The sequence below is a fragment of the Pseudomonas sp. R5-89-07 genome, from assembly GCF_003851685.1.
Classification (GTDB): Bacteria; Pseudomonadota; Gammaproteobacteria; order Pseudomonadales; family Pseudomonadaceae; genus Aquipseudomonas.
In genome coordinates this window covers 1,992,761-2,018,432 of sequence record NZ_CP027727.1, presented here as the reverse complement: position 1 = coordinate 2,018,432, position 25,672 = coordinate 1,992,761, and the positions used below count along the sequence as shown (strand labels likewise).

At 61.2% G+C, this 25,672-nt stretch carries 22 protein-coding genes and 1 pseudogene; 12 read left to right on the top strand and 11 right to left on the bottom strand.

The genetic code is table 11. The features are described from left to right. Nucleotides 1-20: 20 nt before the first annotated feature. A complete protein-coding gene (locus C4J94_RS09350) occupies nt 21-986 on the top strand; it encodes a bile acid:sodium symporter family protein (protein WP_124385885.1) in 966 nt (321 codons plus the stop codon). Between the two features lie 105 nt (nt 987-1,091). After that, entirely contained in the window at nt 1,092-1,406 is a 315-nt protein-coding gene (gene sugE, locus C4J94_RS09345) for a quaternary ammonium compound efflux SMR transporter SugE (RefSeq protein WP_105524638.1), read from the top strand. 103 nt (nt 1,407-1,509) lie between these two features. Here sugE and C4J94_RS09340 read toward each other — a convergent pair whose 3' ends face one another. The 3 genes from C4J94_RS09340 to C4J94_RS09330 all read right to left on the bottom strand — a co-directional run bounded on the left by C4J94_RS09340 (nt 1,510) and on the right by C4J94_RS09330 (nt 5,859). Further along, nucleotides 1,510-3,384: an MFS transporter gene (locus tag C4J94_RS09340; protein WP_124385884.1), complete on the bottom strand. Its 1,875-nt coding sequence runs from the start codon at nt 3,382-3,384 to the stop codon at nt 1,510-1,512. A gap of 57 nt (nt 3,385-3,441) precedes the next feature. Continuing rightward, nucleotides 3,442-4,590: a TDT family transporter gene (locus C4J94_RS09335; RefSeq protein WP_124385883.1), complete on the bottom strand. Its 1,149-nt coding sequence runs from the start codon at nt 4,588-4,590 to the stop codon at nt 3,442-3,444. A gap of 84 nt (nt 4,591-4,674) precedes the next feature. Beyond that, a complete protein-coding gene (locus tag C4J94_RS09330; RefSeq protein ID WP_124385882.1) occupies nt 4,675-5,859 on the bottom strand; it encodes an MFS transporter in 1,185 nt (394 codons plus the stop codon). Between the two features lie 91 nt (nt 5,860-5,950). On the opposite strand from C4J94_RS09330, the gene C4J94_RS09325 reads away from it, so the two are divergent. Further along, nucleotides 5,951-6,490 carry a TetR/AcrR family transcriptional regulator gene (locus tag C4J94_RS09325; RefSeq protein ID WP_124385881.1) on the top strand — a complete coding sequence of 180 codons (540 nt, stop codon included), beginning with the start codon at nt 5,951-5,953 and terminating at the stop codon, nt 6,488-6,490. Nucleotides 6,491-6,620: 130 nt separating this feature from the next. On the opposite strand, the gene C4J94_RS09320 is transcribed toward C4J94_RS09325, so the two are convergent. The 4 genes and pseudogenes from C4J94_RS09320 to C4J94_RS28105 all read right to left on the bottom strand — a co-directional run. Then, on the bottom strand, nt 6,621-7,400 hold the full coding sequence (locus tag C4J94_RS09320; protein ID WP_058420148.1) for an ABC transporter permease: 780 nt from the start codon (nt 7,398-7,400) through the stop codon (nt 6,621-6,623). After that, nucleotides 7,397-8,329 carry an ABC transporter ATP-binding protein gene (locus tag C4J94_RS09315; protein ID WP_124385880.1) on the bottom strand — a complete coding sequence of 311 codons (933 nt, stop codon included), beginning with the start codon at nt 8,327-8,329 and terminating at the stop codon, nt 7,397-7,399. Before C4J94_RS09315 ends, C4J94_RS09320 begins: the two co-directional genes overlap by 4 nt. Nucleotides 8,330-8,463: 134 nt before the next feature. Then, a complete protein-coding gene (locus tag C4J94_RS09310; RefSeq protein WP_124385879.1) occupies nt 8,464-9,081 on the bottom strand; it encodes a glutathione S-transferase family protein in 618 nt (205 codons plus the stop codon). A 113-nt stretch (nt 9,082-9,194) separates the two neighbouring features. After that, nucleotides 9,195-9,332 (bottom strand): annotated as a pseudogene (locus C4J94_RS28105) (cysteine protease); the annotation flags it as partial. A gap of 85 nt (nt 9,333-9,417) precedes the next feature. Between C4J94_RS28105 and C4J94_RS09305 the strand changes: the two are divergent. Beyond that, entirely contained in the window at nt 9,418-11,865 is a 2,448-nt protein-coding gene (locus C4J94_RS09305; RefSeq protein WP_124385878.1) for an acyl-CoA dehydrogenase, read from the top strand. A 75-nt stretch (nt 11,866-11,940) separates the two neighbouring features. Further along, a complete protein-coding gene (locus C4J94_RS09300) occupies nt 11,941-12,348 on the top strand; it encodes a PA2817 family protein (RefSeq protein ID WP_124385877.1) in 408 nt (135 codons plus the stop codon). Nucleotides 12,349-12,457: 109 nt separating this feature from the next. Here the strand turns inward: C4J94_RS09300 and C4J94_RS09295 are convergent, their stop codons facing one another. Next, complete coding sequence (locus C4J94_RS09295; RefSeq protein ID WP_124385876.1) at nt 12,458-13,390, bottom strand: LysR family transcriptional regulator; 933 nt, start codon at nt 13,388-13,390, stop codon at nt 12,458-12,460. A gap of 89 nt (nt 13,391-13,479) precedes the next feature. On the opposite strand from C4J94_RS09295, the gene C4J94_RS09290 reads away from it, so the two are divergent. Continuing rightward, a complete protein-coding gene (locus C4J94_RS09290; protein ID WP_124385875.1) occupies nt 13,480-14,106 on the top strand; it encodes an alanyl-tRNA editing protein in 627 nt (208 codons plus the stop codon). A 45-nt stretch (nt 14,107-14,151) separates the two neighbouring features. Here the strand turns inward: C4J94_RS09290 and C4J94_RS09285 are convergent, their stop codons facing one another. Together C4J94_RS09285 and C4J94_RS09280 are read right to left on the bottom strand one after the other, a co-directional pair. Beyond that, nucleotides 14,152-15,726 (bottom strand): alkaline phosphatase, encoded by a 1,575-nt coding sequence (locus tag C4J94_RS09285; protein ID WP_124385874.1) that lies wholly within the window; start codon nt 15,724-15,726, stop codon nt 14,152-14,154. Next, nucleotides 15,723-16,277, bottom strand: a complete 555-nt coding sequence (locus tag C4J94_RS09280; protein WP_124385873.1) for a GNAT family N-acetyltransferase — start codon at nt 16,275-16,277, stop codon at nt 15,723-15,725. Before C4J94_RS09280 ends, C4J94_RS09285 begins: the two co-directional genes overlap by 4 nt. A gap of 189 nt (nt 16,278-16,466) precedes the next feature. Here C4J94_RS09280 and C4J94_RS09275 point away from each other — a divergent pair, with 189 nt between their 5' ends. The 6 genes from C4J94_RS09275 to C4J94_RS09250 all read left to right on the top strand — a co-directional run bounded on the left by C4J94_RS09275 (nt 16,467) and on the right by C4J94_RS09250 (nt 23,694). Then, nucleotides 16,467-16,874 carry a biopolymer transporter ExbD gene (locus C4J94_RS09275; RefSeq protein ID WP_124385872.1) on the top strand — a complete coding sequence of 136 codons (408 nt, stop codon included), beginning with the start codon at nt 16,467-16,469 and terminating at the stop codon, nt 16,872-16,874. Between the two features lie 2 nt (nt 16,875-16,876). Next, the gene (locus tag C4J94_RS09270) at nt 16,877-17,602 is read left to right on the top strand and encodes an energy transducer TonB (RefSeq protein ID WP_124385871.1); all 726 of its coding nucleotides are present in this window, start codon (nt 16,877-16,879) and stop codon (nt 17,600-17,602) included. Nucleotides 17,603-17,626: 24 nt separating this feature from the next. Beyond that, entirely contained in the window at nt 17,627-19,912 is a 2,286-nt protein-coding gene (locus tag C4J94_RS09265) for a TonB-dependent receptor (RefSeq protein WP_124385870.1), read from the top strand. Nucleotides 19,913-19,936: 24 nt separating this feature from the next. Beyond that, nucleotides 19,937-20,584 (top strand): MotA/TolQ/ExbB proton channel family protein, encoded by a 648-nt coding sequence (locus tag C4J94_RS09260; protein WP_124385869.1) that lies wholly within the window; start codon nt 19,937-19,939, stop codon nt 20,582-20,584. Nucleotides 20,585-20,640: 56 nt separating this feature from the next. Next, nucleotides 20,641-21,858 (top strand): phospholipase D-like domain-containing protein, encoded by a 1,218-nt coding sequence (locus C4J94_RS09255; protein ID WP_124385868.1) that lies wholly within the window; start codon nt 20,641-20,643, stop codon nt 21,856-21,858. Between the two features lie 96 nt (nt 21,859-21,954). Further along, the gene (locus C4J94_RS09250) at nt 21,955-23,694 is read left to right on the top strand and encodes a dipeptidase (RefSeq protein WP_124385867.1); all 1,740 of its coding nucleotides are present in this window, start codon (nt 21,955-21,957) and stop codon (nt 23,692-23,694) included. A 292-nt stretch (nt 23,695-23,986) separates the two neighbouring features. Here the strand turns inward: C4J94_RS09250 and C4J94_RS09245 are convergent, their stop codons facing one another. Next, nucleotides 23,987-25,639 carry a M24 family metallopeptidase gene (locus C4J94_RS09245; RefSeq protein WP_124385866.1) on the bottom strand — a complete coding sequence of 551 codons (1,653 nt, stop codon included), beginning with the start codon at nt 25,637-25,639 and terminating at the stop codon, nt 23,987-23,989. Nucleotides 25,640-25,672: the final 33 nt, after the last annotated feature.

The following is a 25,672-nucleotide window of genomic DNA, read 5'->3' as shown; positions in this document are numbered from 1 at the left end:
TCTATAACAAGGACTTCCCCATGCGCGCACTCGCCGCCCTGAGCCGCTTCGTTGGCAATACCTTCGCCTACTGGGTGCTGGTATTTGCCGTGCTCGCGTTCCTCGAACCCAGCTGGTTCATCGGCCTGAAAAGCGCCATCGTACCGTTGCTGGGCCTGGTGATGTTCGGCATGGGCCTGACCTTGAAACTTGAAGATTTCGCTGAGGTTGCCCGCCATCCGTGGCGCGTCGCCCTCGGCGTAGTCGCGCATTTTGTGATCATGCCAGGCGTGGCGTGGTTGCTATGCCAGGTCTTTCACCTGCCGCCGGAAATCGCCGTCGGCGTGATACTGGTCGGCTGCTGCCCAAGCGGCACCTCGTCCAACGTGATGACTTGGCTGGCCCGTGGCGACCTGGCCCTCTCGGTGGCCATCGCCGCCGTTACCACCCTCCTCGCCCCGCTGCTCACGCCGGCGCTGATCTGGCTGCTGGCCTCGGCGTGGCTGCCGGTGTCGTTCATGGAGTTGTTCTGGTCGATCCTGCAAGTTGTGCTGCTGCCCATCGTGCTCGGGGTGGTCGCGCAGCGGTTGCTGGGCAGCCGGGTACGGCATGCGGTTGAGGTATTGCCGCTGGTTTCGGTGGTCAGCATCGTGATCATCGTCGCCGCAGTGGTTGCTGCCAGCCAGGCGAAGATTGCCGAGTCGGGCCTGTTGATCATGGCCGTGGTGATGTTGCACAACAGCTTCGGCTACCTGCTCGGCTACTTCACCGGGCGCCTGTTCAAGTTGCCGTTGGCGCAGCGCAAGTCATTGGCGCTGGAAGTGGGCATGCAGAACTCCGGGCTCGGCGCCGCGTTGGCCAGTGCGCATTTCTCGCCACTGGCGGCGGTGCCCAGTGCCCTGTTCAGCGTCTGGCACAATATTTCCGGGGCGTTGCTCTCCACCTACTTTCGACGCATGAGCGAAAAGCAAGACCGCCGCGCGCTGGAGAATACCCCGCAAACTTGATCGTGCGGTCCATGTTCGGCACTCTAGGCCCCTCGCGGGGACGACCCCGCGACGCCGTTGAGCGTTGAATCCGGGGACGACCCCGCCTGAAGAAGCGAGGTCAGCATGTCCTGGATCATTCTGTTTTTTGCCGGGTTGTTCGAAGTCGGCTGGGCCGTCGGCCTGAAGTACACCGACGGTTTCAGCAAGCCCCTGCCTACCGCCCTGACTATTGTCGCCATGGCTATCAGCCTTGGCCTGCTGGGGCTGGCCGTGAAGGAACTGCCGCTGGGTACGGCCTACGCCGTATGGACGGGCGTCGGTGCCGTGGGAACGGTGATCGCCGGGATTATCCTGTTTGGCGAATCCATGGCGTTGTTTCGGTTGGCCAGTGTGGCGTTGATCATTTGCGGGCTTATTGGCCTTAAGATCTCCACTTAGGCCACTACCGCCATCGGGGGCAAGCCCCCTCCCACATTCGGAACAACCTGGTCAAATGTGGGAGGGGGCTTGCCCCGATGAGGCCGGCACATCCAGCACAGTCCTACCTGACACTCCCCCGCAGCACACCAACTACAGCCTGTAACTGCGCAGGCGTGGCCGCCTCAGGCGACACCGGCTCCCCCGCCACCAGCACCACCCGCGACCAGATCCGATGGAAGAACCCCTTGTTCGGATCGCGGCTGAAAAAACTCCCCCACAACCCCTGCAATGCCAGCGGAATCACCGGCACTGGCGTCTCTTCCAGAATTCGCGTGACACCGCCGCGAAACTCGTTCATCTGGCCATCGCCGGTCAACTTGCCTTCCGGGAAGATGCACACCAACTCGCCTTCCTTCAGGTACTGGGCAATACGCGTGAAGGCCTTTTCGTAGATCTGGATATCTTCGTTACGCCCGGCAATCGGAATCGCCCCGGCGGTGCGGAAGATAAAGTTGAGCACCGGCAAGCGGTAGATCTTGTAGTACATGACAAACCGAATCGGCCGACGCACTGCGCCACCAATCAACAGCGCATCGACGAACGACACGTGGTTGCACACCAGCAAGGCTGCGCCTTCATCCGGAATCTGCTCCAGGTTGCGGTGCTCGACGCGGTACATGGAATGGCTGAGCAGCCAGATCATGAAACGCATGGTGAACTCGGGCACGATCCTGAAGATGTAGGTGTTGACGGCAATGTTGAGCAGCGACACCACCAGGAACAACTCGGGAATCGACAGCTTGGCCACGCTCAGCAGCAGGATCGACACAATCGCCGATACCACCATGAACAGCGCATTGAGGATGTTGTTGGCCGCGATCACGCGGGCACGCTCGTTTTCGGCGGTGCGCGACTGGATCAGCGCATACAGCGGCACGATGTAAAAGCCGCCGAACACACCCAGGCCGAGGATATCGAACAACATCCACCAGGCTTGCCCATAGCTGAGCACCGCAAGCCAGTCGTTGGCCTGGACATTCTGGGGGAAGCCGCCGGAATGCCACCACAGCAGCAGGCCAAACACCGTCAAGCCGAACGAACCAAACGGTACCAGGCCGATTTCCACCTTACGCCCGGAGAGCTTTTCGCAGAGCATCGAACCCAGGGCGATGCCCACCGAGAACACGGTGAGGATCAGCGTGACGACGGTTTCGTCGCCGTACAACCACTCCTTGGCGTAGGCCGGGATCTGCGTCAGGTAGATCGCGCCGACGAACCAGAACCATGAGTTGCCGACGATCGAACGTGACACTGCCGGGGTCTGCCCCAGGCCCATGCGCAACGTGGCCCAGGACTGGGTGAAGATATTCCAGTCCAGGCGCAATTGCGGTGTGGAAGCCGCCGCCCGTGGGATGCTGCGGCTGGCGAGGTACCCCAGCACCGCCACGCCGACGATCGCAACGGCCACCACTGGCGCGTAATGGGTGGAAGACATCATGATGCCCGCGCCAATGGTGCCGGCGAGGATCGCCAGGAAGGTGCCCATTTCCACCAGGCCATTGCCGCCGACCAGTTCATCGTCGTGCAGCGCCTGGGGCATGATCGAGTATTTCACCGGGCCGAACAGCGCCGAGTGGGTGCCCATGGCGAACAGCGCCAACAGCATCAATTCCAGATGATTGAACAGAAAGCCGGTGGCGCCCACGGCCATGATCGCGATCTCGCCGAGCTTGATCGCGCGGATCAACGCGTCCTTGTTGAATTTCTCGCCGAACTGCCCGGCCAACGCCGAGAACAGGAAGAACGGCAAGATGAACAGCAAGGCGCACAGGTTGACCCAGATCGAACGGTCACCTTCGATGGCGAGCTTGTAGAGAATCGCCAGAATCAACGATTGCTTGAAGATGTTGTCGTTGAAGGCGCCCAGCAGCTGGGTGATGAAGAACGGCAGGAAGCGCCGTGTGCGCAGCAAGGTGAATTGTGAGGGGTGGCTCATCGTCCGTGTTCCTGCGTGGCCTGTTATTGATCAGGCCACGACTTTACCTAATCCCGCTTACTTATTCGCTAACACCGCAATGCAAGGTGAAACAAAAAGCTCGCCTTTATAAGCGCCCTGCACCGTGCGCCTGGCCACGATCAGCCACATCAACGCCAAGGCCATCACCAGCACGCTGCCCAATACGCTGAAGAACTGCAGACTCAATACGCTCGCCAGTTTCAGCGTCGCCAGGGCATATACCCCCAGCGGGAAGGTAAAGCCCCACCAGCCGAGGTTGAAAGGGATACCGGCGCGCAGGTAGCGCAGGGTGATCAACACCGCGATCAACATCCACCACAAGCCAAAACCCCACAGGGTAATGCCGGCCACCAGACCGAGCCCATTGGCCATTTCACCGACCCCCGGCAGGCCATTGGCTGCGAAAATCGCCGGCGCATCGCCGCCGAGCAGCAACATGCCCAGGGCACCGGTGCCGATGGGCCCCAGCGCCAGCCAGCTGGATGCGGCCATGTTGGCGTGGGGCAGTTTGTGCAGCGCCATGCGCAGCATCAGGATGGTAAGAATGCTGAAGGCCACCGGCAGGGAGAACGCCCAGAGTACGTAGCTGGTCACCAGCATCACCAGTTGCGAGTGGGCATCCACCAAATGCGGTGCCAGCAGGCCACCGCTGGCGGCGGCGACTTCGGCGGCCACCACTGGCAGCAGCCATACCGCCGTCATCTGGTCGATGCTGTGTTCCTGGCGGGTGAACATCATGAACGGAATCAACACACCGCAGGCCAACGCCATGGCCACATCCAGCCACCACAGGGCTTCGGCCAAAGGGATCACAGCGTTGCCCCAGCGTGGCAGGCCAAACAGCAGCAAACCATTCAAAATGGTGGCCAAGCCCATGGGGATGGTGCCGAAAAACATCGAGACGGTGGAGTGCCCGAAAATCCGCCGCGCCTCGTGGAAAAACATCACCCAGCGTGCGGCATACAGGGCGCTGAACAGCACGAACAGGCCGATGGTGAACATCCACAGCCCTTCGGCGATGGCAGGCAAGCCGGGCAGATTGACCGGCAGTTGCGCCAGGGCAAGCGCCAGCACGCCGGTGCCCATAGTCGCGGCAAACCAGTTCGGGGTGAACTGGCGAATCACTTCCCGCGGACGGGCCAGGTGACTGAAGGGTTTGTAGCTGATGGTGGTCGAGCAGGTCATGATGGCAATCCTCGTCCTCGCATGAGGTTGAGATCATCATAGAACCCGTTCGAATATCTATATAACGGGTAATATCTCTATATATTATCGGTTATGCAGATATAGCGAGCGCTGCGAGAGCATTCCGGCCAAGGCGCTCAGGGCAAGCAGAATCAGCAGCGCGCCGTACGCATCGGTGGTGGCGATCAACCCGAACTCTCGGCTCAAGTTACCCGCCAGCAGCGCCGGCAAGCAGAACGCCAGGTAGCTCAACACGTAGAACGCCGACATCAACCCCGCCCGCTCATGGGGCAATGCCAACCCCACGATACTGCGCACACTGCCCATAAAACCGCCGCCGAACCCCAGGCCGGCCACCACACTCGCGACAAAGAACAGCCACAGGCTGGCGCTTTGCACGGCCGTCAGCAACAACGCCACGCCCGCCGCCAGCAACATTGCCGACAGCCGCATGACCTTATCTGCCGGGTGCTCACGCAGGGTGTAGATCATCACCGCGCCACTCAACGTAATCACCGCCACCAGCCCGCCGCCGATCAGGTGCGACGTTGAACCGGTTGCGGCCCGCACCAGAGACGGCGCCAGGGATGAATAGAAACCACCCAACGCCCATACCGCCACATTCAGCGGCATCGCCAACCACAGCGCCCGGCGCGCCTGCTTCGGCACATGCAGGGTCGGCGCCAGGGATTTCAAGGCGCCCGGTAGGCGGCTGACGGTTTCCGACATGCGCCAGACATACAGCGCCTGAAGCCCCATCAATCCGAGCAGGGCGAAGTAGATCAATCGGGTCGGCCATGGCGCGTACTCCACCAGCAAACCACTGCCCAGCCCGCCACTGGCCATGCCCAACATCGGCGCGAGACTATTGAGCATCGGGCCGCGCAGACGGTCGGTGTCGAGTAACGTCGCACTCAATACCGCTGTCGCCGTCCCCGTGGCGAAACCTTGCAGCGCCCGGGCGGCAATCAGATAGGCCGTGCTGCCGGCATTGATAAACAACAGCATCGCCATGATATTCAGGATCAACGCGACGAAAATCACCGGCTTGCGCCCGACATAATCGGAAAGCGATCCCACCGTCAACAGCGCCGCCAGTAGACTCACGGCGTACACGCCAAAGATCAGCGTCAGCATTGCCGCCGAGAAATGCAGGTTGTCCTGATACACCTGATACAACGGCGTCGGCGCGCTGGAGGCGGCGAGAAAGGTCAGCAGCGTGATCACCAGAAATGTCAGGCTGGACCGTTGAGAAAGGTTGCTGGGCATAGGCACGCTCCGCTAAAGCTAATATTTTGCTTTTGTGGAGTGTGCTACTCGTCAGCGCTTAAAGCAAATTCTTTGTGTTAAGGTTTTAGGCATGGCAATCAAAGAAGGCCTTCGCCCGGGGGGCCGTAGTGCCCGGGTACAAGAATCCGTACATTCAGCCGTGCGTGATCTGCTGACAACCCACGAGCGCGCCAGTATCACCGTGCCGATGATTGCGACGCGCGCGGGCGTCACGCCGTCGACCATCTATCGGCGCTGGGGTGACCTGTCCGCACTGCTGGCCGATGTGGCCCTGGCGCGCCTGCGGCCGGACACCGAGCCGGCCAATACCGGCAGCCTGCGCGGCGACCTGCTGGCCTGGGCTGAACAGTACCTGGATGAAATGAGCTCGGAGCCTGGGCGTAACATGATGCGCGACGTGCAATGCAGCCTGACGCCGGGGTATTGCGTGAGCATTCTGAGCGGGCAGTTGCAGGTGATCGTTGATCGTTACCCGGACGAGGCGGCACCCAGTGTGGATCGCTTGATCAACCTGCTCGCAGCGCCGACGGTGTTTCGTATTCTGTTTTCGACGCAGCCGTTGGCCGTTGAAGAGCTGCATACCTTGATCGACTTGGCGCTGAAGAACTAAGCCTTACACAGACCAATGTGGGAGGGGGCTTGCCCCCGATAGCTCTGGATCAGTCAGTACAAGGGTGACTGACCGATTGCTATCGGGGGCAAGCCCCCTCCCACATTTTTTACCGCGTATTCGTCAGCGGTTACGTACGCATCCCGCGGCCGCTTACCAGCAACCGCGCACAGCCGACGTACAACACCACCGTGGCCACCAACATGAACGTAATCGCCACGCTGATCTTGATATCCGACACGCCCAGAATGCCGTAGCGAAAGGCATTGACCATGTGCAGCACCGGGTTGGCCAGGGATACGGTCTGCCAGAACGGCGGCAGCAAGGTGATTGAATAGAACACCCCGCCCAGGTAGGTCAATGGCGTCAGCACAAACGTCGGGATAATCGAAATATCATCGAAGTTGCGCGCAAACACCGCGTTGATAAACCCCAGCAGCGAGAAGATCGTCGCGGTGAGCACCACCACCAGAATGGTGACGCCCAGGTGATGCACCTGCAGGTGGGTGAAGAACAACGACAGCAAGGTCACGATCACCCCCACCATCAAGCCACGCAGCACGCCGCCCAGGGTGTAGCCGATCAGGATGGTGTGCGGCGACACCGGTGAGACCATCAGCTCTTCAATGGACCGCTGGAATTTGCTGCCAAAGAAACTCGACACCACGTTGCCGTAGGAGTTGGTGATCACCGACATCATGATCAGGCCCGGCACGATGTACTCCATGTAGGTGAAGCCACCCATATCGCCGATCTGCCGGCCGATCAGGTTACCGAAGATCACGAAATACAAGACCATGGTGATGGCCGGCGGCAGCAGGGTCTGCGGCCAGATCCGGGTAAAGCGCTTCACTTCGCGGTAGACGATGGTCTGCAGCGCGACGAGGTTGGGTTGCAGTTCGGAACTCATACCGCCACCTTCGCCAGATTTTTCTCGACCAGGGACACGAACAACTCCTCAAGGCGATTGGTTTTGTTACGCAGGCTTAACACTTCAATATTCTGGGTCGCCAACTGGCTGAACAGCGCGGTGATGCCCATGGCTTTGTCCACCTGGACTTCCAGCGTGTGGCTGTCCACCAGACGGCTCGGGTAGCCCAACAGTTGCGGCGGCGCCGACAGGTTGTTTTTCAGGTCGAGCACGAAGGTTTCCACATGCAACTGGCCCAGCAGGTTACGCATGCTGGTGTTCTCGACAATGGTGCCGTGGTCGATGATGCCGATGTTACGGCACAGCTGCTCGGCCTCTTCCAGATAGTGCGTGGTGAGGATGATGGTGATGCCCTTCTCGTTCAGCTCGGTGAGAAAGGTCCACATCGAACGACGCAACTCGATGTCCACGCCAGCGGTGGGTTCGTCGAGAATCAGCAGGCGCGGTTCATGCACCAGCGCGCGGGCGATCATCAGGCGCCGCTTCATGCCCCCGGACAACGAGCGCGAAGGCACATCGCGCTTGTCCCACAGGCCCAGTTGGGTCAGGTACTGCTCGGCGCGCTCCTTGGCGATTTTCGCCGGGATGCCGTAGTAGCCGGCTTGGGTCACGACAATATCGAAGGTCTTTTCGAACTGGTTGAAGTTGAATTCCTGGGGCACCACGCCGATAGAGCGCTTGAGCGCCGCCGGGGATTTGTCCAGGTCATGACCAAAGATATTCACCGAGCCGCTGGTCTTGTTGACCAGGGTCGAAAGAATCCCGATGGTGGTGGATTTGCCGGCACCGTTGGGGCCGAGCAAGGCGAAGAAATCACCTTCGGCGACGTCCAGATCGATACCACTCAGGGCCTGGAAACCGTTGCCGTAGGTTTTGGTTAGCTGCCGGATGGACAGAGCGGAACTCATATCGGATTACGCACCAAAGAAAAGAATAGAAACAATAGATGAGGGCACAGCGCAGGTAGTTCAACCTGCGATGGGTGCCAGCATGGTGCGTGCCCGCACCACACAAGTACAGTCACGCGTATTAATAGTGTGTATCAGGTCAACGCGGTCATCACCGCCTTGCGGTAGGCTGGGCGTTGCTTCAGACGCTGGTACCAGGCCTCCAGGTTGGGCATCGCCGGGCGCTCGATGGGCATCTCGAACCACGCATAGGCAAAGCAGCCCAGGGGAATATCACCGATGCCGAAGGCTTTTCCTGAAAGGTAAGGTTGCTCGGCAAGGGCCTGGTCGACCGTCTTGAGTGCATCGATGCAGGCTTGGCGCCCGGCATTGATGCTGTCCCAGTTTCGTTGTTCGGCCGGTGTGCGCACGATGCCCCAGAACACCGCCTTGAACGGATCAGCCAGTGTGGACGTGGTCCAGTCCATCCACTTCTCGGCACTGGCGCGAGCTTGCAGGTCGCTTGGGTAAAAATCCGACGCGTGCTTGGCGCACAAGTAACGCACGATGGTGTTGGATTCCCACAGTACGAAGTCGCCGTCTTCGATCATCGGCACCCGGCCGTTGGGGTTCAAGGCCCGGTATTGCGGCGTGTCGACCACACCAAAAGCCCCGCCCGCATCAATTGCCTCATAGTCCAGGCCGAGTTCCTCGGCGCACCACAGTGCTTTCCTGACGTTTGACGAATTCTTACGACCCCAGATCTTCAGCATGACCGCGCCTTATTGTTGGTGAACATGGCTTGATGAACGTCGCAGCATACGCCGGATCACGCGCGGCTTGAATCATTCTGCCTGTCGCCGGCAGGCCTGGGTGTTCAACCTGCAGGGTTGCGGCGCACCGCCCGACTGACTGCCCGGTCACATAAATCCGCGCGGGTTCCGCGATGTTTCCCCGCGAACTCCACCACCGCAGGGTGGTCACTATCGATGAAGCGGCTGGGACTCAGGTATCCCCAGTACACCTTGTAACACCCGGATCACCCCGCTTGGCCGGACGCCGACTAAGCTCCCTGGTGGTTTCGCCCCTGGTTTCACGGAGGATTGAATATGCTGTTGTTGTGGATACTGGTTCTGGTGCTCGGCATTGCCTACCTGGCACACCGCCGCACCGCGCCCCTGCCCGCCCTGGGTGTGGTCGCCGTTTACCTGTTGGCGATGGGCGCCTGGAGCCATGCACCGGGTTGGCTGCTGCTGATTTTCTGGGTATTGATCGCCGTCGTGGCCGTACCTTTACTGCTGCCCGACTTGCGCCGCCAGTACTTCACCAAGCCGCTGTTCAGCTGGTTCCAGAAAGTGTTGCCGCCGATGTCCGAAACCGAGCGCGATGCCATCGACGCGGGCACCGTGTGGTGGGACGGCGAACTGTTCAGCGGGCGTCCAGACTGGGACAAATTGCTGGCCTATCCCAAGGCACAATTGACCGAAGAAGAACAAGCGTTCATCGATGGCCCCACCGAAGAACTCTGCGCCATGGTCAGTGATTGGGAAATCGGCCAGGCCATGGACCTGCCGCCTGCTGCCTGGGAACACATCAAGACCCACGGTTTCTTTGCGCTGATCATTCCCAAGGAATACGGCGGCAAGGGCTTCTCCGCCTATGCCCACTCCCAGGTCGCGATGAAACTGGCGACCCGCAGCGGCGACCTGGCGTCCACCGTCATGGTGCCCAACTCCCTGGGCCCCGCCGAGCTGCTGTTGCACTACGGCACCGACGAACAACGCAACCACTACCTGCCGCGCCTGGCGCGTGGCGACGATATTCCGTGTTTCGCCCTGACCGGCCCGCTGGCCGGCTCCGATGCCGGCGCCATGCCCGACACCGGCGTGATCTGCAAAGGTGAATGGGAAGGCAAGGAAACCCTCGGCCTGCGCCTGAACTGGGAAAAGCGCTACATCACCCTCGGCCCGGTCGCGACCTTGCTCGGCCTGGCGTTCAAGGCTTATGACCCGGACCACCTGCTGGGCGATGAAGAAGACCTGGGCATCAGCCTCGCGCTGATCCCCACCGACACCCCCGGCGTCGAAATCGGCCGCCGCCACCTGCCCTTGGGCGCTGCGTTCATGAATGGCCCCAACTCGGGCAAGGACGTCTTCATTCCGCTGCAATTCCTCATCGGCGGCCAGGAGATGCTCGGCAAGGGCTGGATGATGCTGATGAACTGCCTGTCCGTGGGCCGTTCGATTTCCCTGCCTGCGGTGGGCACCGGCGCCGCCAAATTCACCAGCCTGGTGACCGGCCAATACGCGCAGGTACGTGAACAGTTCAACGTGCCGCTGTCGGCGTTCGAAGGTATCCAGGAAGCCCTGGCGCGCATCGGTGGCAACGCCTGGCTGATGGACAGCGCGCGCATGCTCACCGCCAATGCCGTGGACATGGGGGAGAAGCCCTCGGTGCTGTCGGCGATCCTCAAGTACCACCTGACCGAACGTGGCCGCGAGTGCATCAGCCACGCCATGGACGTGCACGGTGGCAAGGGCATCATCATGGGCCCGAACAACTATCTGGGCCGCAGCTGGCAAGGCGCGCCGATCTTCATCACCGTGGAAGGCGCGAATATCCTGTCGCGCAACCTGATGATCTTCGGCCAGGGTGCGATCCGCTGCCATCCGTTCGTGCTCAAGGAAATGGCCCTGGCCGGTCGCGAGGACCATGACCAAGCCTTGAAGGAGTTCGATGGCCTGCTGATGCAGCACATCGGGTTCGCCGTGAGCAACGCCGCCAGTACGCTGGTGCTGAACCTGGGCTTCGGGCACTTCGAAAAAGCCCCCGGCAATCGTTTGAGCCAGGGTTATTTCCGTGCGCTGAACCGCCAGGCCGCCGCGTTCGCCCTGCTCGCCGACCTGAGCATGATGCTGCTGGGTGGCGAGTTGAAACGCCGTGAACGGTTGTCGGCGCGCCTGGGTGACGTGCTGAGCCACATGTACCTGGCCTCGGCGGCGCTCAAGCGCTACCACGACCTGGATTCGCCGGATCACCTGGAACCGCTGTTCGCCTGGGCCATGGAAGAAAGCCTTGGCCAGTCCGAACGCGCATTGGATGAGTTGCTCGGCAACTTCCCGAACAAGGTGCTCGGCTGCCTGCTGCGGGTGATCGTGTTCCCGTTCGGGCGCCGGCACACCGGGCCGTCCGATGCCCTGGATGCCGAGGTTGCGGCCGTAATCGGCCGCGCCAAAGGCGACCCGACCCTGGAAGAGCTGCTGGCGGGCTGCTATCGCCCACAATCGGCGGACGACCCGGTCGGCGCACTGCAACATGCCTACGACCTGCTCGGCACCAGCCATCCGCTGCAGAAAAAGCTGCACACCGCGCTCAAGAGCGGGCAAGTCAAACCGACTGCCGGTGAACACGCCATCGACGCCGCGCTGCATGCCGGCGTGCTGCAACCGGCCGAAGCGCAAACCCTGCGTGACGCCGAAGCGGCTCGTCGCAAGGTGATCGACGTGGATGATTTCAGCAAGGAAGAGCTGATGCAGGCTGAGGGCAAAGTCCGCTGATACCAGCGGTCATATAAATACGGGCGCGAGAGGCATATACTCTCGCGCCCGTTTTTGCTTTAGAGGACTTATCTCGTGTCCAACGTCGTTGCCGATCATCTCGTCTTGCTCGACCACCTGCGTAGCATCCTGGTTGCCGTCGGCGAAGCCGAACAGGTACCCGAGGAAAGCCATACGCTGTTTCTGGAACGTTTTGACGAACTGCGCGCCCTGCTGCCGATCGACCCGATCGAAAGCCAGTATCTGGGCCAGGACCTGATGAGTCAGGTCATCCTGCGCTATCCACAAATCGCCCACCTGGTGCCCCGCGACCTGCTGTGGTTCTTTGGCGGCGATTGCCTGCACTTCATGCCCGACGAAGAACTGGACCTGTACCAGGCCCTGGAAGAACGTCGCTATGAAGCCGAGCAGAACGACGAGCCGTTTGACTGGAACCAGGAAAAACAGCTGCTGGCCATGCCGGACGACCAGAGCAAGCACTGATTAAGATGTGGGAGGGGGCTTGCCCCCGATAGCGATGTGTCAGCGGCTTACCTGTCACTGTTACACCGCCATCGGGGGCAAGCCCCCTCCCACATTTTTAACCACATTTCTAACGGCGGCGCAGTGTCGGCTCCTTCGCCATGCACTCCACCAGATAATCGATAAACACCCGCAACTTCGGTGGCAAATACCGCGTAGGCGAATGCAGCAACCACGCTTCACCGTGGTACGACGCGATAAAATCCCACGCCGGCAACACCTGCACCAACCGCCCTTCCTCCAGTGCATGCCGCGCCGTGAAATACGGCAAACTGCCAATCCCCACATGCTGCAGCACGGCATCCAGGCGCACGCCCGTGTGGTTCGCCGCATACCGCCCGCGTACGCCGACCGTCACCGACTTGCCGCCCTGGCGAAACTTCCAGCGTGAATCACCAGGGGTTTCGCCCAGGTAGATGCAGCTGTGCTCCTGCAAATCATGGGGATGACTCGGGGTGCCGTGCTCGGCCAGGTACTGCGGCGTTGCGCACAGCAAATGCTCGATCGGCAACAACTGGCGCCCGACCAGACCTGGCGGCGGGCTGTCGGTGATGCGGATGCTCAGGTCGACGTTATCGTCGATCAGGTCCACGTGCCGGTCCTCGAGGATCAGTTGCACATCCACTTTGGGATAGCGCCGCAAGAACGCCGGCATGTGCGGATGCACCACAAAGCGCCCCACCGCCTTCGGCACGCTGACCCGCACCAGGCCTTCGGCTTCATGGGTGAATTGCCCACTGATTTCCATCACCGAACGCGCCGCGTTGACCATCTCCTGGCACCGCTTGAACACCTCTTCGCCGCCCTCGCTAAGGCGCAGCTTGCGCGTGGTGCGTTGCAACAAGCGGGTTGCCAGGGCCTGCTCCAGGCGCGAAATACTGCGGCTCACCGCTGAAGGTGAAACGCTCAGTTGCCGCGCCGCTTCGGAGAAACTGCCGGTCTCCACCACCTTGACGAAAATCGCCATTTCACCCAGCAGCGGCAAAGGAAGATTGATGCTCATGACGCACAGGTCCATTGACAGTTGAATGGATTATCACTCATCTGCGCACTATTTATACTGCGCGCACAACCTGATTGCGGATTTAGACGATGACCGAGCGCCTGTTTTTCACTCATGATCACCTGACTGCCGAGCTGGAAGTGCTCCGTTGCACACCGCACGAAGACCAATTCGCGGTGATTCTGCAGTCGACTATTTTCCATCCCCAAGGCGGTGGCCAGCCATTCGACACCGGATGGCTCGGCGGCAGCCAGGTACTGCGCGTCATGCAGCAAGCCGAGCAGGTGGTGCACTACGTTGATCAACCTGTGGAGCCTGGTCCGATCAATGCGCGGATCGATGCGCAACGCCGCACGCTGCACACGCGCCTTCATTCAGCGGGGCATTTGATTGGCAATGCCGGCGAACGCCTGGGCTGGATGCCGATCAAGGCTCACCATTGGCCGGGTGAAGGCAAGATCACTTTTATCCGTGGCGAAGCCGCGCAAACCATGGAGGCTGAGGCGCTCCAACAGCAGGTCAACCGTTGGATCGCCGCTGACTATCCACGGCATATGAAGCTGGAGGAAGGCACTCGCGAGGTCGGCTTCGGCGAGCTGCCGGCCTATGCCTGTGGCGGCACACATGTTCAAGCGCTGGGAGAAGTGGGCCAAGTGACGATCCTGGCCCTGTCGGAGAAAAAAGGCGCGTTGTCGGTGCGCTACGAAATCAACTGACACGCCGAGCATCAAAATGTGGGAGGGGGCTTGCCCCCTCCCACATTACACCGCCACCGCTCCCGCCCTGCCCGGCTCGACAACAAATGACTGCAGCGTTGACACCGTGGCCGCAGGATCCCGTGGATCACTGATCACACGAAAATGCGTGAGCATTTTCTGCGCGTCCACTTCCACCGACACATACCCACGCTGACGACTGTCAAAAAACCTCACATGGGGATTGAGCGGCAGAATCTTCATGAACGCCTCATAAGGCGGGCCATCGGAGGTCACCGAAGAGCCGACGAACTCGGTCGCGACAATCGGTGAGTCGAGGTCATCGCCATCCACGTGCAGATCCGTGGCCCAGAACGAGTGGATATCCCCACCCCAGAACACTGGATTGCGCACACGATTACGCTGGATAGACGCCAGCATCCGCGTGCGGTTGGCCATATAACCATCCCAGCCATCGGTCCAGCGGCCGACCTTGTGCTGGGTCAGGTCACGCTGTATCAGTGGCGCGACCAGCAGGTCCTGGGCGATCACGTTCCACTGTGCTCGGGATTGGGCAAACCCCTGGTCCAGCCAGGCCTCTTGTTGCCATCCAAGCAGGGTGCGGCCTGGATCGCGCAAGTCGCTGCAGGGGTTGATGGCAACATGCCCTTGATGGCTGCCGTTGGCCTGGATGCACGGTTGCTCGGAGCGATACTGTCGACCGTCGAGCACGTGGAAGCGCACCAACTGGCCGTAGTCGAGGCGTCGATAAATGCGCATGTCCGGGCCCTGTGGCCGGCTGCTCGCGCGCAACGGCATGTGCTCGTAAAACGCCTGATAGGCCGCCGCCCGCTGCTGGAGAAACTGCGTCGCGGGGATCTTCGGGTCCTGAGACCAGCGGTTGGCATAGTCGTTCTGCACTTCGTGATCGTCCCAGGTCGCTACGCTGGGCGCAGCGGCGTGCAGGGCCTGCAAATCCGGGTCGGTCTTGTACAGCGCATAACGGTTGCGGTAATCGCCCAAGTTCACCGCATTTGCGCTGCCGTGGGCGCGAAAGACTTTGCCGGAATCCGCCGCATAGGAGCTGTCGTAGATATAGTCACCGAGGAAAAACACCAGGTCGGGGCGCTCGGCTGCGAGGTGACGGTAGGCACTGAAATACCCACGTTCCCAATGCGAGCAGGAAACGAACCCGAGCCGGGCCGACGCCATCTCGTGCCACGCCGGCGTGGTGCGCGCCTGCCCGACCGGGCTCTGCGCGCCCAAGCCCTCGAACTGATACCAATACGGCCGGCCCGCCGCCAGCCCCGCCACCTCCACATGCACCGAATGGGCAAAATGCCCGGTCGCCATCACCTCGCCCTGCTTGACGATGCGGGTCATCGCCGCATCGCTGGCCACCCGCCAGCGCACCGGCACCGCACGCTGCAAGCCACCGCGTCCATCTTCGGCATTGAAGCAGGGCGCCAGGCGCGTCCAGATCACAAACCCGTCCGGCAGCGGGTCACCCGACGCCACACCCAGGGTGAATGGATAATCGACCCCGGCGCTGCGCGCAAAGGGACTCAGGATGGAAAATGCGGTCGCGACGGCAATCCCAGTGAGGACTCGGCGGCGTTCGAAGTCTACTGCGCCGCTCACACCCGGCGTTCCCAGTCGTCACGCACCATGGCGAACCCCAACAGGTCCTCGTACGCGCCGTTTTTAAGGAACGCCTCGCGTGTACATCCTTCATAGCGCAGGCCGATTTTCTGCATGACCCGCGCCGATTCCTTGTTGCGGCCGAAGCACTGGCTGCCCACGCGCTGCAACCCCAGCTCAGCGAACCCGAAGTCCATCACCGCCCTCGCCGCCTCGGCCGCATAACCTTGATTGCGACAGTGCCCCGCTACCCAACCACCCAGGTGCCCATAATTGTGGCGGGCGTTTAGACGCAGGCTGACAATGCCGACCAGCTCGCCGCTTTCTCGCACATGCATACCTAGGCTCAGCAGCTCGCCGGCACGGTACTTCACCTGCATCCCATCGATAAAAGCCTGCGCCGTTTCCAACGTATAGGGCGACGGAATATTCGCCGTGTTGTCGGCGATGTTCGGCCCGTTGGCAAGTCTGAACAGCGTCTCGGCCTGCTCCGTTTCCAGCGCCTGCAACAGCAGACGCGGGGTTAGCAAATGCGGCAACGAACGACTCATGGCTGGCACCTCCCGATATAAATTTTTCGAGCATGTATCGCCAGCGTGTCAGTTTCATGACTGCAGAAATCATCCAGCCAAGGGTCTGTAAGACGCTTCCTAGAGCCTTCAAAACGTAAATTAAAGTTAACCGTTCGGTCATTTTTGCTTGCTAGCGTGTTGCCCCTAATTCAATAACGGGGTAACGGAATGAGAACCTGGGATGAACCCAAGAAGCGCAAGGCGCACATCGAACTGATCCCGATGATCGATGTGATGATGTTCCTCCTGGTGTTTTTCGTACTGGTGAGTTTGAACGTGATTCCGGCCCTGGGCATGAAGACTCAGCTGCCCAGCGCCAGCAGTTCGCAGCAGCTCAAACCGCAGAACAAGTTCATCTTGACCCTGGGCCTGGAAGGCCAGCTGCAACTGGATGGCAAGGACCTCACGGTGGATGCCCTGGTGCCGACGCTGAAGGCGGCGCAAACGCCCGATACCCGGTCGACGATCATCGTCAACAGCGACAAAGGCGTTGAAGTCTCGCGCCTGGTGGAAGTGATGGACACCCTGCGCCTGGGTGGCTTCACCTCCGTGTCCATTGCCACGCGCAAGTCCTGATCATGTACGCCCTGTTTCGCGCACGTCAGCTGCTGGGCAGTGTCCCGGCCCTGATCGCCCTGGTGCTGATTGCACTGGGGATCCAGTCGCAGACCTTGAAGGTCGAGCCGGTGTACGACGAGTCGGCGGTCGAGTTGGCGTTGGTCGAGCCAGAGCCGGAAGTGGTCCCCGAGCCCATGGTGGAGCAAGCGCCGCCACCGCCCGTCATCGAGGAGGATGACGCCGAGCCCGCTCCACCACCACCGCCCAAACCTGTACCCAAACCCGACCCCAAGCCCAAGCCAAAACCTGTGCCCAAGCCTGCGCCCGTAATCGCCAAGCCCACGCTGGCGCCGCCACCGATGGCCGCCAAACCAGCAGCCGCGCCGCCCACTCAGGCCGCCCCAACACCGGCGCCGCCCGCGCCGCCGAAGGTCGACAGCCAGGCGCTGGAAGGCGGCTACCTCAAGGGCTTGCGCAACGAGTTGGACACCTACAAGCAGTACCCCACCGGGCGTCAGGCATCCCTCGAACGCCCCAGTGGCGAAGTGGTGGTGTGGCTGCTGGTGGACCGCCAAGGCCGCGTGCTGGATTCAGGCCTGCAAACCCAGGCCTCGAGCATGTTGCTCAACCGGGCCGCCACCAACAGCTTGCGTCGCATCAAGCAGGTCAAGCCGTTCCCCGAGCAAGCCTTCGGGGGCCGCAACGAGCAGCGCTTCACCGCCACCTTCAACTACAGCGTGCAATAAGCACCCGACACCAGGACGACCGTGATGAAGTTCACCCGCATGCATCTGGCACTCGTTGCCGCGACCAGCATGACCCAGGCCGTGGTCATGGCAGACACGAGCGACAGTGACGTCGGCACCATTGGGGTACAGGGCAAGGCCAGCGCCGGCGGCGGCTACATGGTGCCGGAAGAAAGCATCAAGGGCCGCTCCACCGTGACCAAGGAAGCGCTGGACAAGCAGGCCGCGACCGGCAACGCCATCGACAAGCTCAAGTACACCCCAGGCTTGAATATTTCCAGCGAAGACAACACCGGCCTCTCGGGCTTTCGCTTCACGATGCGCGGCATGAACTCCGATCAGGTGGGCATGTCGGTGGACGGCATGCCGATCAACGATTCCGGTAATTACGCGCTGTACTCCAACCTGCTGGGCGATCCGGAAAACATCGACCAGATCTTCGTCACCCAAGGCGCGTCGGAAGCCGATGGTCCGCACATCGGCTCCAGCGGCGGCAACATCGGCATCGTGACCATTCGACCAACCAAGGAGACGGGCGCCTTCGTCAAACAGGTCGTCGGCAGCAACGCCACCCGCAAGACCTTCGCCCGCCTCAACACCGGCGAGGTCAACGGCCTGAGCAACTGGTTATCGGTGTCCCATACCGAAGGGGACATGTGGCGCGGCTCGGGGGCCGTGCGTGCGGACAAGGTGGAGTGGAACAGCTTTTTCGACGCCGGCAACGGCAACACCGCCAACCTGATCCTCAAGTACCACGAGCAGGACAACAACAGTTACAGCCAACTGACCAAGGCCCAATTCCAGCAGTACGGGCGCAAGTACGACCCCTACCCGGCGACGCCGACCGTGGGCAGCAACGGCAAGTACAACAGCTACTACGCCCTGGCGCAGAACCCGTTCCAGACCTTCACCGCCGTGCTCAATACTCAGTTCAAACTGGCCGACAACCTGGCCCTGTCGGTGATCCCGTATTACTACTGGGGCAATGGCAGTGGCGTCGGCGCGTCCAGTTATGCGCTGAACCGAGGCTCCAACCAGGGGGGTGTGTTCGATCTGGGCAACCTGCCGACCGCCGCCCAATACACCGCCGACGGCACGCCGAACAGCAGCGTGTACTATCGCCCTTCGCGCACGCAAACCTGGCGTCCGGGGATCACCACCAAACTGACCTGGGATCTGGGCGACCACAGCCTGCAATTCGGTTACTGGTACGAGCGTGCGCGCCAGAGCCAGACGCAGCCATTCATTCCACTGAAGAGCAATGGCAAGCCGGTCGACACCTGGCCGGATTCAAACAGCGCCATCGTCGATGCCAACGGCAACACCGTGCAGGGCCGCGACCGTTTCACCGTGACCCCGGCGCAAAAAGTCTGGGCCCAGGACACCTGGTACATCAACTCGGACTGGACCTTCATCGCAGGCCTGGCCTACATGAACGTCGAGCGTGACGGCACCAACCACGGCAGCCTCAACGAGCAGCCGGAAAAACGTAACCAGACCTACAACAAACTGCTGCCCAACGTCGGCCTCAAATACCAGCTGGACGAGCGCGACGAGCTGTTCTACAGCCTGTCACGCAACATGCGCGTACCGCAGAACTATGCGCTCTACGATAAAGGCGTCGATTCCATCAACCTCGAGCCGGAAACCAGCTGGAACCACGAATTGGGCTGGCGCTTGCGCGGCGACGACATGACCCTGGCCGCGACCCTGTTCTACATGGACTTCAAGAATCGCCAGGTGTCTTCCAAAGACATCAACGGCGACGCTGCCGACATCAACGTCGGCGCCGTCACCAACAAAGGCCTGGAGCTGGAGTGGAGCGGCCTGCTGCCCAACCACTTCAACTACTACACCTCCTACACCTACACCAAGGCCGAGCAGCAAGACGACATGACCGTCTATAACGCCGGCCAGGCCATCCTGTTGACCACCAGCGGCAAGCAATTTGCCAACGTGCCGAAGAACATGCTGGCGGCCAACATCGGCTACGACGATGGGCGTTTCTACGGCACCTTCGGCGGCAAGTACACCAGCAAGCTCTACGGCGACCTGACCAACGACGAAGCCATCTCCGGGCGCACCGTGTTCAACCTCGGCGCCGGTATCTACCTGCCGGTGGACAAAAAAGTGGTCAAGGACGCGACCCTGCGCTTGAACGTCGACAACCTGTTCGACAAGCAATACCTGGACGGCGTGTACACCACCAAGACCAACGCCGCCAGCTACAGCGGCTTTCGCGACGGCGACCCGGCGTACATCGTCGGCCTGGACCGCACCGTCACGGTTTCGCTGGAAGCCAATTTCTAAGACTGACCCAAGAGGATCGCAAGCATGGATATGAACCTGCTCCACGACGTCACCTTCTATGTGATGTATGCCGCGATGGCCATCGCCATCTTCATCGCCATCGAGCGTGGCATCTACTTCGCCTATGTCCGCCGCCAGGCCCGCGCCCTGATCGACGCTCTCGGCGCCAACGTGCACAGCGAACGCGACTTGCCGCAAAGCCTGGCCGCTCGTCACAGCCTGCCGCTGGACATGATCCTGCCGGTGCTGGCGCAGAAGGCATCCCACGGTTCGCGCAAGGATCTGGACGACGAAATCGACACCCAGTACCTCAAGACCCGCGCCCCGCTGGCCCGCAGCCTGTGGATCATCGAGACCATCACCACCGCGGCCCCGCTGCTCGGCTTGCTGGGGACCATCTTGGGCATCATCGACACCTTCAAGGCGCTGGCCACGGCAGGCGTGTCGGACCCAGGGCAGATTTCCGGTGGTATCGGCACGGCCTTGTTCGCCACCGGGCTGGGTATCGCCATCGCGCTGTTTTGCGTGGTATTTCACAACTTCTTCCAGGACAGCCTGGAGCGCATCAACGACCAACTGAAAATCCTGCTGATCCGCGCCGCCAGCGGCGCTCGCGCACAGGATGAAGTGCCGCAGCGCATGCCCACCCCGCTGCATAGCCGTACAGCCTGACCTGCAGGGCGGGCGCATGAAGGGCCCGCCTTTTCTCTTGGCGCGATGAGACGCTTATGTCCCTTTCGACGAAGTTGTGTATCGCTGGCCTCGCCGGCTTGCTCCTCAGTCCGCTGGCCCACGCGGATTTTTCAATTCCGGGCTTTGAACTGGTGCACACCGCGCCGGTGGACACCTCACTGGGCACTGCCGATTTACGCCAGCCGGGCCCGGTGTGGATCGAGTTGTTCGATGGCGCAAAACAGCGCATCGATATCGGCCAGTTCTACGCGGCCGACCATCCCGGCTCGGTGATGGACAAGGTGATCGAACACCTGGAAGCCGCCGGCAAACGCGGCGTGAAGATTCGTTTTCTGCTTGAGGAAAAAGGCCTCAAGCTGTCGGACGCGGCCACCCTGGAACGCTTGCGCGCCATCCCCAACCTGAGCTTCCGGGTACTGCCCTTCGGGCAAGTGAGCGGCGGGATCATCCATGCCAAATACATGGTGGTGGACGGCCAGCAGACGTTTGTCGGCAGCCAGAATTTCGACTGGCGCTCCCTGGAACATATCCACGAGACCGGGCTGCGCATCAGCGATGCAACGGTCGTCGGGCAGGTCCAGGCGATCTTCGACCAGGATTGGCAAGCCCAACAGGCCCTCGCCGAAAACCGGCCGGTGCCACTGCCGGCCGCCGGCCAGGAACCAGTGCGTACCGGCAACTACCTGGTGGCGAGCCCACACCGCTACAACCCGCCCGGCGTGGGTGATTCACAGCTGGAGTTGCCGCGCCTGCTAGGCGAAGCGAAGAAGGAGGTGCGCGTGCAGTTGCTCGATTACGCACCGCTGTCCTACGGGCCGGACAGAACTCGCCCGTATTACGCGGTGATCGACAACGCCGTACGCGCCGCCGCTGCGCGTGGGGTGTCGATCAAGCTGATGGTGTCCAACTGGAACACCGACCCGCTGGAACTGCCCTACCTCAAGAGCCTCGCGGTACTGCCCAACGTGCAAGTCAAGATCGTCACCCTGCCCGAAGCCAAGCAAGGGTTTATCCCCTATGCACGGGTGATCCATAGCAAGACCCTGGAGATCGACGGGCAGGTGGCGTGGGTCGGCACCAGCAACTGGTTGGGAAGCTACCTGGATAATTCACGCAACTTGGAAGTGGTGATGCGCAGCGAGGCGATGGCCAAGCGTTTGGGCGAACTGCATGAGCAGTTGTGGGACGGGCCCTATGCCAGAGCCCTGAACGTGACTGAAGAGTACCCTGCGCCCCACCCTGGCCAGCATTGACCTCCTACACCTGGGTGATGGTAGTGTGTGGAAATGTTTCTGACTAATCCGTCAGAAACCTCCTACTTATTACCTGCAAAGGAGTGCTTTTCAACCATGTACTTTCCACTCAAGCAATTGGCGGCTGCCACCCTGCTCGCCGCGGGTCTTTCGGCAGTCGCCAGCCCCGCTTTCGCTAACATCACTGCCGACCAAAGCGCCGCTATCCTGAAGAGTTTCAGCGAAACACCCGTCACCGATTTCCGCAGTTTCCTCGGCACCCTGGCCAAGGGCGAGCCGGGCAAGAGCGCTGACGTCGGCCCGGCGATCACCGCGTTCCTCGACAACAAGGCCCTGAGCGTCGACCAGCAAGACGAGATCAATCGCCTGCTGGGCATTTATACGCGGGTGAAGTACGGCAAGGCCGCGCTCGAAAGCCTGCGCGAGCTGGTGGAAATCCCGACGTTCAACGTAGACGGCTTGCCCCAGTACAAAAACCCGGAATTCCTCAAGATCGCTGACAAGATCCAGGCCCTGGCCAAGTCATTCAACCTGAACTTCCGTAACGTGGATAACCGCGTGTATGAAATTTCGCTGGAAGGCAGCAGCGATGAAGTGGTGGGCATCCACGCTCACGCCGATGTGGTGCCGGTGACGCCGGAGAACTGGGTGCTCAAGGATGGCACCAAGTTGGACCCGTTCAAGGTCACGCTGATCGGCGACCGCATGTACGGCCGTGGCACCGAGGATGACAAGAACGCCATCGTCGTGGCGATGTACGCCATGAAGGTGATCAAGGAAGAAAAGTTGCCGCTGGCACGCACGTTCAAGCTGCTGGTGGACACCACCGAAGAAACCGCCGGTGACGCCATTCCTTACTATTTCGAACGTAATCCCACGCCGCAGTACAACCTGGCGCTGGATGGCGGTTACCCGGTAGTGATTGCCGAGAAAGGCTCGGGCACGGTCATGGCCACCTTCCCGGTGCGCAAGGGTGAAGGCACGGGCGCGGAAATTATCGCGTTGACCGGCGGCAAGGCCACCAACCAGATTCCATCGGTTTCGGTCGCGACCCTGATCAGCGAGAAACCGGCTGAATTGGCGGCCAGCCTGCAGCAGGCCGGGGATGACTACGCCAAGCGCAACGGTGGCAATTTCCAGGTCAGCAGCAAGGTCGACGGCAAGGACGTCAAACTCACTGTCACCGGTGTGTCTGCCCACTCTTCCGAACCCGAATCCGGGGTCAACCCGGTTGCCCGTATGCTGGAATTGATCCACAGCGTCGATGGCAAGATTGCCCTCAAGCACAACCACATCACCGATGCTGCGAAGTATGCGGCGGACAACTGGGGCCTGGATTACCTGGGCGGCAAATTGGGCGTGGGCTATTCGGATGATTTCATGGGGCCGCTGACCACCTCGCCAACCTTTGTCGGCCTGGATGACAAAGCCCTTAAGCTGGCCGTGAACCTGCGGGCACCGAAGGGTAAAACCCCAGAAGCACTCAAGGCACAGATCGAGCAGAAGCTGAACGTGTGGGACCAGCAAGCCAAGGTCAAGGTGAACTTCACCTATTCGCTGGATGCGCCGATGTACCGCAACCCCGAGGGCGAATGGGTAAAAGCCCTGCTGGCGGTGGCCACTGAAAACCTGGGCATGCAGCATAAATTCGGCACCTCCGCCGGCGCCACCTCGGTGCACGACCTGCCCAACGGCGTGCAATTCGGCCTGGCCCGCCCGGAGGAGAAATACACCGGGCATACCGACGGCGAGTTCAAGACCGTCTCGCAATTTTTGCTGGACCTGCAGATCGTCACCGAAATGATGGGACGCGTCGGCCAGTTGCCCAAGCTCTGAGCCTCCCCTGTGGGAGGCCCGATCTGCAAGGCAACACCGCTTAAATGTGGGAGGGGGCTTGCCCTGATGCCAATCAGTTGAGGCAAACACCAAACCTGTGGCGAGGGAGCTTGCTCCCGCTGGACTGCGCAGCAGACCCATTGTTTGGGGCCGCTTCGCGGCCCAGCGGGAGCAAGCTCCCTCGCCACAGGTTCAGGGCCATGCCAAGTTGTGTAGTACTTGACTGGCCCACCGCTATCGGGAGCAAGCCCCCTCCCACATTGGGCGCGGGTGCGTTCTGCAGATCGGGTTTTCAGATCTGCAACATTAGCATGTCTTCAAAGAACCCACCGACCGGCTCCGTGGGATGGCACAGCTGGATCTCCAGTACCCAGGCCATTTCACTTGGCGCGATTTCCAGGTCGGCCAGTTGCTTGCTCTCGAACAATGCATGGGGAAAATCCGCGAGGCGATGCCCGGCCAGGTTGCGCGCCAGTCTCCAGCCCTTGGCCACGGCGCTCCGTTCGGCGAAATCGTAGAGTTCGCGCCCGGTCAGGCCGCGCAGCCACGCCTGGCGCGTTTCATCAAACACCTCATGCAGCGCGGTGGTACAGGCCAGGTGCAGAGGTGAGGTGCCGAATACAAAGGTGTCGCCGTAGTCGCCTTCATAACCGTCCCACACCGGGCCAAGGTCGACCACGACGATATCCGAGGCGCGCAGCCTGCGCTGGCGGTCGATGCCTTCGCGGGGCGGGCGCACCGTGTCGGCGCCAAAACGGATGTAGGTGGGGTGCCAGGTGTGCGAAGCACCCATGGCCTGCAATTGCTCGGCGGCCATCTCAAGCGCTTCGCCGGTGGTCATGCCGACTTTCAACTGGCTGGCGATCGCCGCCAAGGCGCGTATGGATTTCTCTCGCGCCGCCAGCATGCCATCCAGGGAGTAACGCGGGCCGACTTTTTCCCAGACTGGGTCGAACCCCAGAGAAACTGTTCCAACACTTGACCGACCACTGGCGACAAAAGCCTCCGCCACAAACCGATGGCTCGGCAACCCCGCCTCAAGGCACTGGGCCCGTACCTGGCTGAGCATAGTGGCGTTACCGCACGCATAGACCTGGGCCACTTCCCACTGGTGCCCATGACTCAACGCAACCTCGTGCACCCTGCCCTCGGATGAGCGGACGGGATGCCAGCGAAACCTTGGATGCTCAAGCATCGATTGGTCGAGAAAGGCGCTGTCATAAAAATCCGCAGAGTGCGCCCCGCCCCAATACAAGGTCACCTCGCGATTACGTGTGAGCGCGCTCAGCAGGATCGGCTTGATACCCGCATAGCCGGTGCCCGTGGCGAACAGGACAACGGCGGCATCATCCTCTTGCCAGGTGCAGGCGCCGAACGGCCCCTCCAATTGCAAGCGCTCACCCGCGGCCAAGCCATCCAGAATACCCTCGGAAAAGTACCCGCCGCTGACCCGACGAATGTGGAAGACCAGACGCCCGTCGTCCTGCACAGGCAGGTTGGCAATCGAGAAACAGCGCGTGTCCCCGTCTGCCAGGCAGAATTTGAGGTATTGGCCGGGCCGGACCAGCAGCGGCGTATCCGGCTTCAGTACCAACTCGATGACATCGGGCGCGAGTGCGCGTTTGTCGAGTACACAGGCCTCGATCACCAGAGCGGGGGTATCCAGCGACCAGCCAGGAATTTCCAGGCGCATGTCGGTGCATGCGTGGCTCTGGCACAACAACATCTCATTGGCCGCCAGGGGGAAACAGGGCGCGGGGGCATCCGGCGCCAGGCGCTTGGGCTGATACTCGCCTGCGGCGACCACCACCTTGCACGAACCACAGGCGCCACGACGGCAGGAGAATGGCACGGCCATGCCGCTGGCAAGCATGGCGTCAAGCAACAGCTCGTCGCCGGCCTCAAAGGTTTTCCCCGAGGGGGACAGTTCGATGACATGCCGCATGTTCGTGGGACCTAAAAATGAGTGATGCTGGAT